Origin of the sequence: Pseudomonas sp. Marseille-Q5117 (genome assembly GCF_946901175.1) — a bacterium.
GTDB classification, from domain to species: Bacteria; Pseudomonadota; Gammaproteobacteria; order Pseudomonadales; family Pseudomonadaceae; genus Aquipseudomonas; species Aquipseudomonas iranensis.
This window is the reverse complement of the sequence record NZ_CAMPPP010000008.1, coordinates 1-13897: the sequence shown is the minus strand read 5'-3', so window position 1 is coordinate 13897 and position 13897 is coordinate 1. Positions and strand designations below refer to the sequence as shown.

The following is a 13897-nucleotide window of genomic DNA, read 5'->3' as shown; positions in this document are numbered from 1 at the left end:
GGCCCAGGACAGGGCCTCGCGGGTCAGACCGGGTCGTTGCGTCGCAGCAACTCTTCGGGCAAGTGCTCGATGTACTCGTCCTCGGCCGGTGGCATCTGCAGGTGATAGCCCTGCTTGTCGAGGTTTTCCAGAACCACGGTGATGTCTTCGCTGGCCAGCTTGCGCTCGGGCGACAGCACCAGATCGAAGGAATGCTTCGCTTTGCCGAAAGCCGTCATCAGCGCATCCGGCACGCGCTCGAGCGCATCGCTCTTGAGCACGTAGAGATACATGCCGCTGCGCTTGGAGCTTTGGTAGATGGAGCAAATACGTTTCAAGGCTGTTCTCCGGCGGTGGCCAGGCTGTCGAGCAGCTTCTGGCCGAGCAATTCGCGGCGCCAGCCACGCAGCGAATCGGGCAATTGGTAAGGACCCTCGGGGAAGCCGCTTTTGACCAGGGCTTCGAGGGTTTTCTTGCGCAGCATCAGTTCCGGGGCAATACCCAGGCGTTCGGCCTCGGCCTGACCCAGCGCGCGCAGTTGTTTGATCAGCGCAGCGGCTTCGATCGGCAACGGCTCGGGCACTGCCGGCGGCCATTGATCCGGCCCCACACTGCCAGAGCGCTTGATCAGATCAAGCAGAAACTGCCCGTCCTGACGTACGGTACGCGGGTGCATGTCTTCGATCTTGCCCAGCGCCGCGAGGTTATCCGGCTGCGTGCGGGCCAGGGGCCACAGCGAGTGTTCCCGGACGATGCGGTTGCGCGGCAGGTCGCGGGCGCGGGCTTCTTTTTCGCGCCAGGCGCACAGCTCACGCAGCACGGCCAGTTGCGCACGGGACAGCTTCCACGCCAGTTTCGCCTCGCGATAGACCTCGTACGGATCGGTCTCGCGGCGCAGGTTGGCGACCAGTTCGGCGCCATCCTCCAGCACCCAGGCGAACTTGTCGTCGGACAGCCTGGGGCGCAACTCGACGAACACTTCGGCCAGATGCACGGCGTCTTCGGCGGCATAGCTGATCTGGGTTTCGGACAGCGGACGCTGCAACCAGTCGGAACGGGTCTCGCCCTTGGGCAGGTCGATGCCGAGCACCTCCTGCACCAGACGCGAGTAGCCCATCGAAAAGCCGAGGTTCAGGTAAGCGGCGGCCAGTTGCGTGTCGAACAGCGGCGCCGGCAGGCTGCCGGTCAGGCGCAACAGCACTTCGAGGTCTTCGCTACAGGCGTGCAGGACTTTCAGCACCGCCGGGTTTTCCAGCAACGCAGCCAGCGGTTGCCAGGCGTTGATGGTCAGCGGATCGATCAGGTAGGCGCGTTTGCCGTCGCCGATCTGCAACAGGCCGGCAATCGGGTAGAAGGTGTCGACCCGCATGAATTCGGTGTCGAGGGCAACGAACGGCAGCTGCTGCCACTCGGCGCAAAACTGCGCGAGGCTTTCGTTGTCGCGAATCCAGTGAATATCGATAGCCACACGGCTCTCCCTTGAAGAATGGCGCGCAGTATATATCGCCACCGACGATTTACGCGCCTTTGAAGGGCAAGAGCTGTAAGGAAATGTCTTGCCTGTCAGCAAGAATAGTCTGACAGCAGAAACAGAAAGGCCCGTCGCATTGGCGCGACGGGCAGGAAACGCTTCACTGCTTGGCCAACACGCCGTCGATCACCGCGCCGCGACAACCGGCAAACATGTCCAGCGCCGGCTGATACACGCTGCTGCGCACTTCCAGCAGGCCGAGCATCGAGTGAAACAGATTGTCCTGGCTCAGCGGTTTGTCCCGGCTCAGTTGCAGGCAATGGGTGTCGACCGAGTAGGCCTTCTGATAGCTGTCGGAGAACCACGCCAGCATCGCTACATGCTTCTGTTGCTCGGGCGCCAGCATATAAGGCGTGCCGTGCAGAAACAGGTTGTATTCGCCCAGCGATTCGCCGTGGTCCGACAGATAGAGCATGGCGGTGTCGACTTTGTCCTGATTGCTGCGCAGCACATCGATCAGGCTCGCCAGCACATGGTCGGTGTAGACCAAAGTGTTGTCGTAACCGTTGACGATACTTTCGCGGCTGCAATTGTTCAGCGCGTTACTTTCACAGACCGGAGTGAAGTGTTCGTACTCCTTGGGATAACGCTTGAAGTAGTCCGGGCCATGACTGCCCATCTGGTGCAGAACCAGCACGGTGTCCTTGTCCAGATGATCGATGAAACTTTGCAGACCTTGCAGGAGGATTTCATCGCGACACTCGCTGTTGGCGCACAGCGCAGGGTCTTGCAACTTGCTGACATCCTGCACCGTGACGCGGTCGCAAGTGCCTTTGCAGCCGGACTGGTTATCGCGCCAGATCACATCGATGCCGGCACGCTTGAGCACATCGAGCAAGCCTTCTTCATTCCTGGCCTTGCTGGCGTTGTAATCCTTGCGGCCCATGTTGGAGAACATGCACGGTACCGAGACTGCGGTTTCCGTGCCGCAGGAATGCACGTCAGTAAAAGCGATCAGGCCAGCCTCTTTGTCCAGTTGCGGGGTGGTGTCGCGGTCATAACCGAGAATGCCGAAGTTCTGCGCCCGCGCACTCTCCCCCACCACCAGCACCGTGAGGGATTTGCGTGGCTGTAGCTGCAGGTCGGGATTGCGCTGGGCATCTTCGCCGATCTTGATGAACGGCTGCTGCGCCGAAACCACTTGCTCTTGCAGATAACCAATGGATGCGCCGATGTAATTGCTCGGCACCAGCATCAGGCGAATTTCGTGGTGATTGCGAAACAGCGACGACAAGCCTTGATAGTTGGCCAATGCGACAACACCGATCACCGCCGCCGAGGCAACACTGACAATAACTTTGCTGAACAACTCGCGATGCCAGCGGCGATAATTGACCGGTACTTTCCACAACAACAAACACGGCAAAATACCCAGCAAGAGAATATAAGCAAACAACTTCAACGACAGCAGATCGCGCACTTCCGTGACGTTGGTCTCGGCAAAGTTGCGCAACATGCCAGCATCAATCATCACGCCATACTGGCTCATGAAATAAGCCACGCCGGCGCTGACTAAAAACAAAAGAGTCAACAGTGGTTTGAGCAGCGGCCGGAACGCGAATAACGTCAGGACTATGTTGAACGCGGCAAAGATCATCACAGCGAAGGCCACGCGCATGGCGATGCCCTTGCCATCGGCGGCGGTGATCTCGAACAGATGTTGCCAAAGCACCAGATTGAAACCGAGCAATAAAAAGGCGCTGGCAAACAACGTCACCCATTCCGGGCGCACGGCTTTTAACTTCAACATGATGAGTGACTGTTCCTGAAAGAAGAGCCTCGTCGATTGTGAAAATGTCATTCACCGAGGCATGCCCAACTTTAGGCAGCCATGGATCAATTTTTCGTGAAAAAGATGCTAATGATTAGTTGCCTCGGAGTACGAACGTGAAAGTTTGCGAGTATTTGAGAATGGTTCAGGGTTTATTCAGTTTCAGGCACTTCGCAATGTCCTCTGTGGGAGCGAGCCTGCTCGCGAAAGCGCAGTGTCAATAATTGTTTGTCTGGAGTAACGCATTCGCGAGCAGGCTCGCTCCCACATTAGGACAGGGGTGTTATCGAGTTTTTAGGTCTGGCCCGGGGTTTTCTGATTTGCCGATGCGCGCGTCGCGACGCCTAATCATCAGCCCCTGCATTCGAAGGCCCGCTGATGAATCACACCCGCCCCGCCGCTTGGCTGATGCTCGCGATCATTCTTGTCGCACTTAATCTGCGCCCATCAATGGCAGCCATCGGGCCGCTGCTGTCGGCGATCCGTGGCGATATACCGTTGAGCTTCACGCTTGCCTCTCTGCTGACGATGCTGCCGGTGATGGCCATGGGGCTGGCGATGTTCTTCGGCCTGGGCATCAGCCGGCGCCTGGGCGAACAACGCACGGTGCTGCTGTCGCTGTTGGTCATCGGGCTGGCGAGCCTGTCACGGCTGTTTATCGATTCGGCGGCCGAGCTGATCGTCAGCGCGATACTGGCCGGCATTGGCATAGCCCTGATTCAGGCATTGATGCCGGCGCTGATCAAATCGCGCTTTGCTGACAACGTGGCGTTGTGCATGGGCGTCTACGTCACGTCAATCATGGGCGGCGCGGCGATTGCCGCATCGTTCGCGCCGCTGGTGATGGTGCAGGCCGGCAACTGGCGCGTGGGGCTGGCCATCTGGGCCGCGTTGGCATTGGTCGCATTGCTGGTCTGGTGCTTGCAGCCCGCGCAAGCCATATCAACGGTGACCCGGCGGGAGTCTTTCATCACCCGCCCTCGCGCCTGGTTGCTGGCGATTTTCTTTGGCCTCGGTACGGCGTCCTACACCTGTGTCCTCGCCTGGCTCGCCCCGTATTACGTGGAAAAAGGCTGGAGTGAACAGAACGCCGGGCTGCTGTTGGGTTTTCTTACAGCGATGGAGGTCATTTCCGGCCTGGCAGTGCCTGCGATCGCCAATCGCAGCCGTGATCGACGCGGGATATTGGCGGTTCTGCTGTTGCTGATCATCGGCGGTTTCTGCGGGCTGATTCTCGCCCCGCAACATCTTGCGCTGCTGTGGCCTTGTCTGTTGGGGCTGGGGATTGGCGGTCTGTTTCCGATGAGCCTGATCGTCGCGCTGGATCACTGCGACGAGCCGCAGCGCGCCGGTGGCCTGACCGCGTTTGTACAGGGGATCGGTTATCTGATCGCAGGACTGTCGCCACTGTTGGCAGGGATGATTCGCGATCGGCTGGGCAATTTCGAAAGCGCGTGGTGGGCGTTGACGGCGGTGATGGTGATCATGCTGCTGATGGGGATGCGCTTCGACCCTCGCCACTACGCACGCTACTTGCCTCGCCCGGGCTAGAGGCCTCTGGCCATCTTTCGCGCACGAGATTGGCAACGTCGTGTTGCTAAAAGTTTCTGTCCCACATGTGTCCGTGAAATGTCCTACAAGGGTTTCTCCTGGCACCATCGTTCCGTTAGGATCGTACGCACACGTTTGCGCGAATTCTGCGCAAGGGGGCACAGCGAGACGGAACTCATGCTGAACAGTAATTTGCTTCGCAAGCTCGACATGCAGGACTTGATGGTATTTGTGGCCGTGTACGAGCAGAGCAGTGTCACCGATGTCTCGGAAACTTTGTTCGTCAGCCAGTCCACCGTCAGTTATTGCCTGAAGAAACTGCGCACCAGTTTCGAAGACGAACTGTTCATCAACACCCGCACCGGCATGCGCCCGACCTACAAGGCCTGCAGCATGTACGGCCATGTGCAGAAAATCCTCGAAAGCATCAACCTCTGCCACGCCGGTGCCCCGGCCTTCGACCCGAGCCGGCAGGCGGTGACTTTCAACATTTGCGCACCGGAATACTTCGAGCAACTGATTCTGCCGCGACTGTTGAAGCGCTTCGACTTCGACGATTTGCCGGTGATGGTCAACATGCACAAGTTTGAAACCGACGTTCCGGCCGAAGAGTTGCGCGACGGCAGCCTCGATCTGGTGATCAGTTTCGGCCCGCACTTTCACCGCCAGCATGCGGATCTGAAATCACGGATGCTGCTGGAAGATGACCTGGTCTGCGTCTTCGACAAACGCGCCACGCCACTGGAACCGCGTTTGAGCCTGCAAGCATTCACCGAACGTCGGCATGTGTTCCCGACGCCGTGGACCTCGAGCACCAACATGGTCGATGGCTGGCTGGCGCGGCAGGCGCAGAAACGCCAGATCGTCGCGCGCTCGAACAGCTACAGCGCCGCGTTGAAGATGATCACCGGCACCGATTTCATCCTCACCCTGCCCCGGCGTATCCAGCGTTTGCTGACCAACGACGCGGTGTTCAACCACTGCGAGGCGCCCAATGGCTTGCCGGGTTTCACCCTCGACATGCAGTGGAGCCAGAACGCCGATCAGGACAGCGCCAACGTCTGGCTGCGCGAACAGGTGATTCAAGTGTGCAGCGAGCTGGAAAACGCCTGAGCGTCAGACGCCGATCGCAGCTTTGCTGTAGGACTCGCGATCGATGTCGAGCAGTTCGACACACAGTTGCACTTCGAGCCCGGCCGGCCATTCGCAGAGTTCCTGCAACACTGCCAGCAGACTTTGCGAGAGCTGCTTCTTGATCTCCGCCGAGCGCCCGCTGAGCAAGGCCAGCTTCACATGGACGAAGGCACGCTCGCCTTGCGCCGTGCCGACCTTGAAGTTGTCGATCTTGATCGCGCGGCTCTTGATATCGAACTCTGCGCCGAACTGACCGGAACCGACCAGCGTGTTGTTGAGCCGAATCAGGGCGATGTCAGCGTTCAACTGCGTCAGGTTGGCGGTGTATTCCATGTGCAGGTGTGGCATTACGGATCTCCAGTCGGTGGGTGCGGGGGGCGTACATATACCACAATCACACAGCGTCATTTGTGGGAGCGAGCCCGCTCGCGAAAGCGTCCTTTCAGGTTGCACATCTGCGCCTGCCGAACCGCTTCGCGAGCAGGCTCGCTCCCACAGGGTTGCGTGGTGCTTGTCAGGACGGAATCAGCGGCCGTTCACTCATGAACGCTTCGAGCCGCGAGCGCAGCCAGCGTTCGGCCGGGTCGCTGTCGACGTGGCTGAGCCAGACCATCGACAGGTCCAGTGTCGGCGTCTTGAACGGAAACGGTTCCTGGAACAGCGCCCCGGACGCCGCCATCGCCGCTGCGGCGTAATCCGGCAGACTGGCGATCAGGTCGGTGCCGGCCAGCAGCGCTGGCAGTGCGCTGTACTGCGGCACCGACAACACCACCTGCCGCGTGCGGCCCAGCTCCGCCAGCCACTCATCGGCGTAGCCACTGACATTGGCGGTGTGCGACACCAGCACATGCGGGCGAGCGCAATATTCGTCGAGGGTCAGCGGTGTAGCAGAGGCATCGGCGCGCAGGATGCTCGGCTGGATGTGCCGCAGCAGTTTGCGTTTGGCGTTGGCCGGCAGGCCCCGGGTCTGGCTGATGCCGACGGTGATATCGCCGGCAGCGAGCAGGTCGGGAATGCGCCAGTAATCGACATGCTGCACCACGAACACCACGTTCGGCGCCTCTTGACGCAATGCGCGCAACAGCGGCGGCAGCAGGCCGAATTCGACGTCATCGGACAGGCCGATGCGAAAGGTCATGGTGCTGGTGGCGGGATCAAAATCGCGGGTCAGGCTCAGCGCCGCCGACAGTGAATCCAGTGCCGGTTTGAGATGGCGGTAAATGTCTTCGGCGCGGGCCGTCGGTTCCATGCGATGGCCGACGCGGATGAACAGCGGATCATTGAGCATCGTGCGCAAACGGTTGAGTGCCGAACTGATGGTCGGCTGGCCAAGAAACAGCTTCTCCGCTGCGCGGGTCACATTGCGTTCCAGCATCAGGGTCTCGAACACCACCATCAGGTTGATGTCGGCCTTGCGTAGTTCATTGCGGTTCATCCATTGCCCCTGCTCCCGGAATAGCGGCAGTGTAGAAAGGCCTTGGGGATGCCGTCCATAAACGTTTATGCGGCGGCTTTTGCAGAAACATCCGCGAACGATTGGAAACAAATCCGCGATAGCCAAAAAAAACCGCTGCGCTAGGCTTGCGTCGATGCGCCACAGAGGTTGGCGCGCCTATCAATCGCAGGGAGCGAACCCATGTATTTCGAAATCTACCGACAAACCCGCGGCACCCCGAGCTCTGGCAAAGGTCAATGGCGCTGGCGTCTGCGCGCGCGCAACCACGAGACGGTGGCCAGCGGCGAGTCGTATGTGAACAAGGCCGATTGCCTGCACGTGATCAACCTGATCAAAGCCGTACAGGGCGAGACGCCAATCAAGGAAATTTGAGCGAGACCCTTTTCATCGGCGAAGCGGCACCGTCTGTCGCTCTTCAAAGCGTTTATTTGAATGCTTGTCAGCGGTGTTCATCAAAGGTGCATGTACTGCAATTTTTGCTGCCATGCACCCAAGGATTTCAGCCATGTCCCATGAGCACCGCTACCTCATCAGTTTCATCGTCGACAACCAGCCGCAAAGCCGCACGCTGATCCACGATGGCGACACCCTTGATCCCGGTCTCGCGGAAACCCTGGTCAAGACCGCTTTCCCTGAATTGAAAACCGCTTCACTGAGCGACGTGCAGGTACAGAAACGCACCAGGCCCGATGAAGGCGACAATGTCCCTGGCCACTATCAGCAGCCATGAGCCGTGCCGGGCCCGCCACTATTTCTTAGAGGCTGCGGAGGTTATGCACCATGAAATCATTCGTCGCGATCTGCTTGGCGATGCTGGCTATGAGTATTCAGCCTGGCCATGCGGACACTATTGATGCCTTCATCGAAGAGGCGGCGCAGCAAAGCCTGTTCCAGAGCAACAGTTCGCGCATCGCGCTGGAAAAGGCCAGCCTGCCCGAGGTCAAAGCGTTCGCCAGCCAAATGATCGCCGACAACGAGCGTTTCGATAAGCAAATCCGGCAACTGGGGCAAAGCCAGCATATGGCGGTTCCCGCCGAGCCCTCGATGGCATCCAAAGCCAAGCAGCTACGCCTTGAATCAAGGGACGACGCCTTCGACCGCATCTACATCGACAGCCAGGCCGAAACCCTCGAGCAAAAGCTGATGCTGTTCAAGAAAGAAGCCATGTCATCGCAAAATCCGCAGCTCAAAGCCTTCGCTCAATCCGCTTTGCCAAGCATTGAAGAACAGGCGAAAACCGCCCGCGGTCTACAGGAAAAGCTCAAACCCTCCGCCGGTGCACTGACGCCGCCCAAGCCCTAGATCGAGTCCGCACAGCACGGTTCAAGGAGAAACCATGTCGACATCGCCCTGGTGGAAACACGCAGTCATCTATCAGGTTTACCCGCGCTCCTTCGCCGACGCCAACGGTGACGGCATTGGTGATCTGCCCGGCCTGATCGCTCGGCTCGATTACCTCAAGGCGCTGGGCATCGACGCATTGTGGCTGTCGCCGGTGTACCGATCGCCGATGGTCGATGCCGGCTATGACATTTGCGATTACACCGACATCGATCCGCTGTTCGGCCATCTCGCCGATCTCGACAACCTGATTTCACAAGCGCACAACCGTGGCATCAAGGTGCTGATGGATTTCGTGCCCAATCACACTTCCGATCAGCATCCGTGGTTCATCGAATCCCGCGCCAGCCGCGACAGTCGCAAGCGCGACTGGTACATCTGGCGAGATCAACCGAACAACTGGCGCGCCTCGATCGATGGCGGCAGTGCCTGGAGCTGGGACGAAGGCAGCCAGCAATACTATTTGCACTTCTTTTTGCCGCAACAGCCGGATCTCAACTGGCATAACCCCGAAGTCGTGCAGGCCATGCACGAGGTGCTGCGGTTCTGGCTGGATCGCGGCGTCGATGGCTTCCGGATCGATGTGGTGCATTGCGTCGGCAAGGATCCGACGTTCGCCGATGATCCGCGCTGCCTGGCCGGCGAAACCATGGTGCAGATCAATGATCAGCCGTACAGCCATGAAGTGCTGCGTGGGTTGCGCCGTCTGGTCGACGGCTACCCCGGCGACCGCGTGCTGATCGGCGAAGTGAACATCCGTTCCACCGCTCGGGTGGCCGCGTACTACGGCGCCAGCGATGAACTGCATATGTCGTTCAATTTTCCGCCCCTGGATGCACCTTGGGATCCAGTGGTGTTTCGCCTGTGCATTCGCGACGTGGAAAACCTTCTTGGGGCGCAGTCAGCGTGGCCGACGTGGGCCTTGTCCAACCATGACAACCGACGCATCCGCAGTCGTTACGGTGGCTCTCTGCGCAGGGCGCGGGCGGCCGCGGTGATGCTGCTGACCCTGCGTGGCACGCCGCTCATTTTTCAGGGCGACGAGCTGGCCTTGGAGGACACCGTGGTCGAAGCGCAAACTCGCGTGGACCCCGGCGGCCGCGATGGCAGTCGCGGGCCGATTCCCTGGGCTGCCGATCCGCCACACGGCTGGAGCGGGTCCGCGCCGTGGCTGCCCTTCCCGCCGGACGCCGCCGATCTGGCGGTGCAGGTGCAACAAGGCTCAACCAAATCAACGCTCACGCTGTATCGCCAATTGCTCGATTGCCGCCGCAAGAGTGAAGCGTTGCGTCTGGGCGACTGGCAGGAATTGCCGTCACACCCGCAAGTGCTGGCGTATCGGCGTCACTGCACGGGAGACGAACGGATTGTCTGCATCAATTTCGACCAGCGCGAACACAGCTTTCCAATGTCCGGTCGTTGGCGGGTCGACGTCGCTAGTGACACCGTTGCCGCAGACCAGCCCTTCAACGGAATGCTGGCACCGGAACAAGCGCTGATCCTGCGCCCGGCCGAGGGCTCAACATGAGCGCCGACTGGTATCGCAGAACCCTGATCTATCAGATTGATCCATCACTGTTCCTCGACAGCAACGGCGACGGCTGCGGTGACTTGCGCGGAGTCATCGACCGACTCGACTACCTGCAGACAATGGGCGTCGGCACGCTGTGGCTGTTACCGATTTTCGCTTCGCCATTTCGCGATGCCGGGTATGACATCAGTGATCATCGACAGCTCGAGCCGCGCTTCGGCAGCGAAGAGGATTGGCGCCTGTTGCTCAGGGAGGCGGACAAGCGCGGCATACGTGTAGTGCTGGAACTGGTATTGCAACACACCAGCAATCAGCACCCGTGGTTTGTTCAAGCACGGCGTGATCGGCATAGTCGCTATCGTGATTACTACATCTGGTCGGATCAGCCAGTGGACGATGGTAACCAGCCTATTTTCCCGTCGGTGGAGGACAGCATCTGGCAGTGGGACGAACGGGCCGGGCAGTTTTACCGCCATTTGTTCTATCGCCATGAACCTGACTTGAATCTGGCCAATCCGGCGGTGGTCGCGGAAATCGAGCAGATCATGGGCTATTGGCTCGACCTGGGTGTGGCAGGTTTTCGCCTGGACGCAGCGTCCCATGCGGTGGAACAGGCTGGTGGTGGCGACGAGGAACAAGGTGTCTGGCTGCTGGAGCGCTTGTCGACGCTGGCGCGGCGGATCAATCCCGAATGCGTCCTGATGGGCGAAGTCGATGTCGAGCCGGAGCGCTTCGTCCATTACTTCGGTGACGGCAACCGCCTGGCTTTGGCGCTGGATTTCTGGGTCAATAATCACCTGTTCCTGGCCTTGGCTCGCGGTCAGGCCGAACCGCTGATCCGTGCCCTGCACCGGCGCCCGACACCGCCCGATGGCGCCAGTTATGCCGTGTGGCTGCGCAACCATGATGAGCTGGATCTGGAACGTTTGACCGAGCGCGAGCGCAAGGAAGTCATGGAAGTGTTCGCACCGGATCCGCACATGCGCGCTTACGGTCGCGGGATCCGGCGTCGCCTGGCGCCGATGCTGCGCGGCGACGTTGCTCATCAGGCCCTGGCCCAGGCATTGCTGGCGTCGCTGCCCGGCACGCCGATTCTGCGTTACGGCGAAGAAATCGGCATGGGCGATGACTTGCGACGCCCGGAAAGACTCTCGGTGCGTACGCCGATGCAGTGGTCAGCCGAGCGCAACGCCGGGTTTTCAACCGCCGCGTCAGCCAGGCTGGCCGCACCGATAATCGACCAAGGGCCGTTCGCTTTTGCGCAACTCAACGTCGTCGCGCAGCAAGCGGATGATCTATCGCTGCTGAGTCGCTGCCGGCGCATTCTGCAAGCGCGCGCGAACCTTGCTGAAGTCGGCGAAGGCCAATGGCAAATTCTCGACAGCGGTCATCCGGCAGTATTCGCAATCGTGCACCGCGCGCAATCGTCCTCGGTCATGATCTGCAATCTCAGCGGTAAACCGGTGCGCCTCGGCGACGAGCTCAATGCCACGTTGAAAGGCTATGAACCGATACTCGCAGACCGCAATCATGCCGCCCCCGAGCACGAGAGTCTGACCCTGGCCGGCTTCGGCTATCGCTGGTTTCGCCGGCAACCGTCAGAGCTGTAGAAGCACCACGGCCACGAGGCCGGCGATCAGCGCAGACACCGCAAGCACTTGCGTCGAGGTCAAGGCCAGCGCCGCATCCCTGGAACGGCCGACGAAGCGGCCGCGAATCTGATGCCGATCCGGCTGCGCTTCGAACAGGTTGTCCGGGTGCTCGTTGTCTTCAGGCTCATTGGTCTGCTGACCGGACCAGGCGGCGCGCGCCATCAGGCGGTCGAGCAAACCCGGCATGACCGACTGGCCGACAATCGCTTTGATCGTCGACCACCCTAGCCACAACTCTCGCGGCGGATGCTTTACCACACTGAAAATCGCCCGTGCTGCCACGTCGGGGTCGTGAATCGGTGGCACCGGTTGGGGACGCTTGGGCAATTTGTTGCGGGCCCAATCGAACTGCGGGGTATTGATCGCCGGCAATTGCACCATGCACACGCGAATATGGCTGCGCTCATGCAGCAACTCACAGCGCAATGAATCAGTAAAACCGCGCACAGCGAACTTCGCCCCGCAATAGGCGGCCTGCAACGGAATGGCGCGATAGGCCAGTGCCGAGCCGACCTGGATGATCAGGCCCTTGTTGCGCGGACGCATCAACGACAGCGCCGCCAAGGTGCCATGAACCGTGCCGAGATAGGTCACCTGAGTGACGCGCTCGATCTCGGCGGCAGACAATTGTTCTATCGGCGCAAGCACTGTGACCATCGCCACATTGACCCAGACTGCCAGCGGTCCGAGCGTGGCTTCCAGTTGCTGCGCGGCCTGCTGCACGGCGAGCGCATCGGCGACGTCGACGCTGATGGCTTCAACCTGAACGCCATACGCTTGCAGCTCCTCTTGCGTGGCGGCCAGTCCCGCCGGATCACGCGCCAACAGGCCGATACGGTAGCCGCCAGCGGCAAACCGGTGAGCCACCGCACGCCCGACGCCGGCACTGGCGCCACTTATCACCACCAAAGGTTGCTCCTGCATGGATCGCCTCCCTGACCTCAATCAATCGGTCCGATATTGATCATCAGGTCTTCGCCCAGTCCTTGCACCTTGGCCAGTACGTCCACCGGCGTCTCGCTGGAAAAATGCACGACATAGCCCATGCCGCTGCCGTCCTCTTCGATTGCACTGACCCACGACTCCACCTCGTCAGCATCCAGCCCCAGCGCCTGGCCGAACTGGCGGCTGCGGTGATCGGAATCGGTTTCGTCCATCGGATAATCGCTCATTGCCAACATCTCCTCGGGGATCGGGCCCCTCACTGGTTGTTCAATGCGGTCTTTAGGATGGACGCCGAACGTGCGCCGTCAGTTCGTTTTTTCAGCCGAGCATCGAGCGCAGCTTGCGCAGCAGATCCACCGGCGCGTAGGGCTTGGCGATCAATTCGAACTCATTGTCAGCCAGCTCATTGGGCGTCGACTTGTCCGCGCAGTAGCCGGTCGTCAGCAGGATCTGCATGGCCGGATAGCGCTGGCTGATTTCTCGCGCCAGTGCCAGCCCGTTCATCTCACCGGGCATGACCAGATCGGTGAAGACCAGCTCAAATTCGCTACTCTGCAACATCGCCAGCGCCTCGCTCGCGTCTGCAGCGATGGTGGTCCGGTAACCCTGTTCGGACAGTACGAAGCGCGCCAGTTCAGCGACTTCGGCGCGATCCTCGACGATCAGGATGCGCTCCGTGCCCTTGAGGTTTTCTGCGGTTTCAGCGGAGCCAGGTGTCGATAGCTGACTGTCATCCGCCGGGAAGAACAGGCGCACCGTGGTGCCCAGCCCCGGCGTCGATTCGATTTTGACCACACCGCCGGATTGCTTGACGAAGCCGTAGACCATCGATAGCCCGAGGCCAGCGCCGCTACCTTCCTCTTTCGTGGTGTAGAACGGCTCCATGCCCTTGTCGAGATCGTCGGCGGCAATGCCCACGCCGTTATCGGCGATCGCGATGCAGACGTAACGCCCCGCCGCCAGTCCGCCCTGGTGCGGGTCCGTCGCGTCCGGGACAACGACGTTG

The 13897-nt window shown here is 60.3% G+C and carries 15 protein-coding genes; 7 read left to right on the top strand and 8 right to left on the bottom strand.

Going from position 1 to position 13897, the window contains the following annotated elements:
• Positions 1–23: 23 nt before the first annotated feature.
• The 3 genes from OC605_RS14510 to OC605_RS14500 form a co-directional block, all read right to left on the bottom strand.
• Positions 24–317: a YcgL domain-containing protein gene (locus OC605_RS14510; protein ID WP_016771234.1), complete on the bottom strand. Its 294-nt coding sequence runs from the start codon at positions 315–317 to the stop codon at positions 24–26.
• Positions 314–1447, bottom strand: coding sequence for a ribonuclease D (gene rnd / locus OC605_RS14505; RefSeq protein WP_125925306.1), 1134 nt, complete (start codon positions 1445–1447; stop codon positions 314–316). The genes OC605_RS14510 and rnd overlap by 4 nt, the downstream gene beginning before the upstream one ends.
• Positions 1448–1610: 163 nt before the next feature.
• The gene (locus OC605_RS14500) at positions 1611–3260 is read right to left on the bottom strand and encodes a phosphoethanolamine transferase (protein WP_262137857.1); all 1650 of its coding nucleotides are present in this window, start codon (positions 3258–3260) and stop codon (positions 1611–1613) included.
• Between the two features lie 399 nt (positions 3261–3659).
• Here OC605_RS14500 and OC605_RS14495 point away from each other — a divergent pair, with 399 nt between their 5' ends.
• Both OC605_RS14495 and OC605_RS14490 read left to right on the top strand, forming a co-directional pair.
• Positions 3660–4832 (top strand): cyanate transporter, encoded by a 1173-nt coding sequence (locus OC605_RS14495; protein ID WP_262137856.1) that lies wholly within the window; start codon positions 3660–3662, stop codon positions 4830–4832.
• A 177-nt stretch (positions 4833–5009) separates the two neighbouring features.
• Positions 5010–5945 (top strand): LysR family transcriptional regulator, encoded by a 936-nt coding sequence (locus tag OC605_RS14490; protein ID WP_024012014.1) that lies wholly within the window; start codon positions 5010–5012, stop codon positions 5943–5945.
• Positions 5946–5948: 3 nt separating this feature from the next.
• Here OC605_RS14490 and OC605_RS14485 read toward each other — a convergent pair whose 3' ends face one another.
• Together OC605_RS14485 and OC605_RS14480 are read right to left on the bottom strand one after the other, a co-directional pair.
• A complete protein-coding gene (locus OC605_RS14485) occupies positions 5949–6314 on the bottom strand; it encodes a 5-carboxymethyl-2-hydroxymuconate Delta-isomerase (protein ID WP_016771238.1) in 366 nt (121 codons plus the stop codon).
• 166 nt (positions 6315–6480) lie between these two features.
• The gene (locus OC605_RS14480) at positions 6481–7401 is read right to left on the bottom strand and encodes a LysR substrate-binding domain-containing protein (RefSeq protein WP_262137855.1); all 921 of its coding nucleotides are present in this window, start codon (positions 7399–7401) and stop codon (positions 6481–6483) included.
• 201 nt (positions 7402–7602) lie between these two features.
• Here OC605_RS14480 and OC605_RS14475 point away from each other — a divergent pair, with 201 nt between their 5' ends.
• The 5 genes from OC605_RS14475 to OC605_RS14455 all read left to right on the top strand — a co-directional run bounded on the left by OC605_RS14475 (position 7603) and on the right by OC605_RS14455 (position 11904).
• Positions 7603–7794, top strand: coding sequence for a YegP family protein (locus tag OC605_RS14475; protein WP_133335258.1), 192 nt, complete (start codon positions 7603–7605; stop codon positions 7792–7794).
• A gap of 133 nt (positions 7795–7927) precedes the next feature.
• Positions 7928–8152, top strand: a complete 225-nt coding sequence (locus OC605_RS14470) for a hypothetical protein (RefSeq protein ID WP_186568348.1) — start codon at positions 7928–7930, stop codon at positions 8150–8152.
• Positions 8153–8202: 50 nt separating this feature from the next.
• Positions 8203–8724, top strand: coding sequence for a DUF4142 domain-containing protein (locus OC605_RS14465; protein ID WP_186568346.1), 522 nt, complete (start codon positions 8203–8205; stop codon positions 8722–8724).
• Between the two features lie 34 nt (positions 8725–8758).
• Positions 8759–10291, top strand: coding sequence for an alpha-amylase family glycosyl hydrolase (locus OC605_RS14460; protein WP_262137850.1), 1533 nt, complete (start codon positions 8759–8761; stop codon positions 10289–10291).
• Positions 10288–11904, top strand: coding sequence for an alpha-amylase family protein (locus OC605_RS14455; RefSeq protein WP_262137849.1), 1617 nt, complete (start codon positions 10288–10290; stop codon positions 11902–11904). The genes OC605_RS14460 and OC605_RS14455 overlap by 4 nt, the downstream gene beginning before the upstream one ends.
• Here OC605_RS14455 and OC605_RS14450 read toward each other — a convergent pair.
• The 3 genes from OC605_RS14450 to OC605_RS14440 all read right to left on the bottom strand — a co-directional run.
• The gene (locus OC605_RS14450) at positions 11893–12870 is read right to left on the bottom strand and encodes an SDR family oxidoreductase (RefSeq protein ID WP_262137848.1); all 978 of its coding nucleotides are present in this window, start codon (positions 12868–12870) and stop codon (positions 11893–11895) included. The two genes, OC605_RS14455 and OC605_RS14450, sit on opposite strands and share 12 nt — an antisense overlap.
• Before the next feature lie 17 nt (positions 12871–12887).
• Complete coding sequence (locus OC605_RS14445; RefSeq protein WP_262137846.1) at positions 12888–13118, bottom strand: hypothetical protein; 231 nt, start codon at positions 13116–13118, stop codon at positions 12888–12890.
• Between the two features lie 91 nt (positions 13119–13209).
• Positions 13210–13897, bottom strand: a 688-nt coding sequence (locus OC605_RS14440; protein ID WP_262137843.1) for a response regulator, incomplete at its 5' end; no start/stop codon positions are given.

Excerpts from the sequence above, each read along its gene's own strand:
- OC605_RS14500 (WP_262137857.1), bottom strand. The coding sequence starts at position 3,260 with ATGTTGAAGTTAAAAGCCGTGCGCCCGGAATGGGTGACGTTGTTTGCC.
- OC605_RS14495 (WP_262137856.1), top strand. The coding sequence starts at position 3,660 with ATGAATCACACCCGCCCCGCCGCTTGGCTGATGCTCGCGATCATTCTT.
- OC605_RS14490 (WP_024012014.1), top strand. The coding sequence starts at position 5,010 with ATGCTGAACAGTAATTTGCTTCGCAAGCTCGACATGCAGGACTTGATG.
- OC605_RS14485 (WP_016771238.1), bottom strand. The coding sequence starts at position 6,314 with ATGCCACACCTGCACATGGAATACACCGCCAACCTGACGCAGTTGAAC.
- OC605_RS14480 (WP_262137855.1), bottom strand. The coding sequence starts at position 7,401 with ATGAACCGCAATGAACTACGCAAGGCCGACATCAACCTGATGGTGGTG.
- OC605_RS14475 (WP_133335258.1), top strand. The coding sequence starts at position 7,603 with ATGTATTTCGAAATCTACCGACAAACCCGCGGCACCCCGAGCTCTGGC.
- OC605_RS14470 (WP_186568348.1), top strand. The coding sequence starts at position 7,928 with ATGTCCCATGAGCACCGCTACCTCATCAGTTTCATCGTCGACAACCAG.
- OC605_RS14465 (WP_186568346.1), top strand. The coding sequence starts at position 8,203 with ATGAAATCATTCGTCGCGATCTGCTTGGCGATGCTGGCTATGAGTATT.
- OC605_RS14460 (WP_262137850.1), top strand. The coding sequence starts at position 8,759 with ATGTCGACATCGCCCTGGTGGAAACACGCAGTCATCTATCAGGTTTAC.
- OC605_RS14455 (WP_262137849.1), top strand. The coding sequence starts at position 10,288 with ATGAGCGCCGACTGGTATCGCAGAACCCTGATCTATCAGATTGATCCA.
- OC605_RS14450 (WP_262137848.1), bottom strand. The coding sequence starts at position 12,870 with ATGCAGGAGCAACCTTTGGTGGTGATAAGTGGCGCCAGTGCCGGCGTC.
- OC605_RS14445 (WP_262137846.1), bottom strand. The coding sequence starts at position 13,118 with ATGAGCGATTATCCGATGGACGAAACCGATTCCGATCACCGCAGCCGC.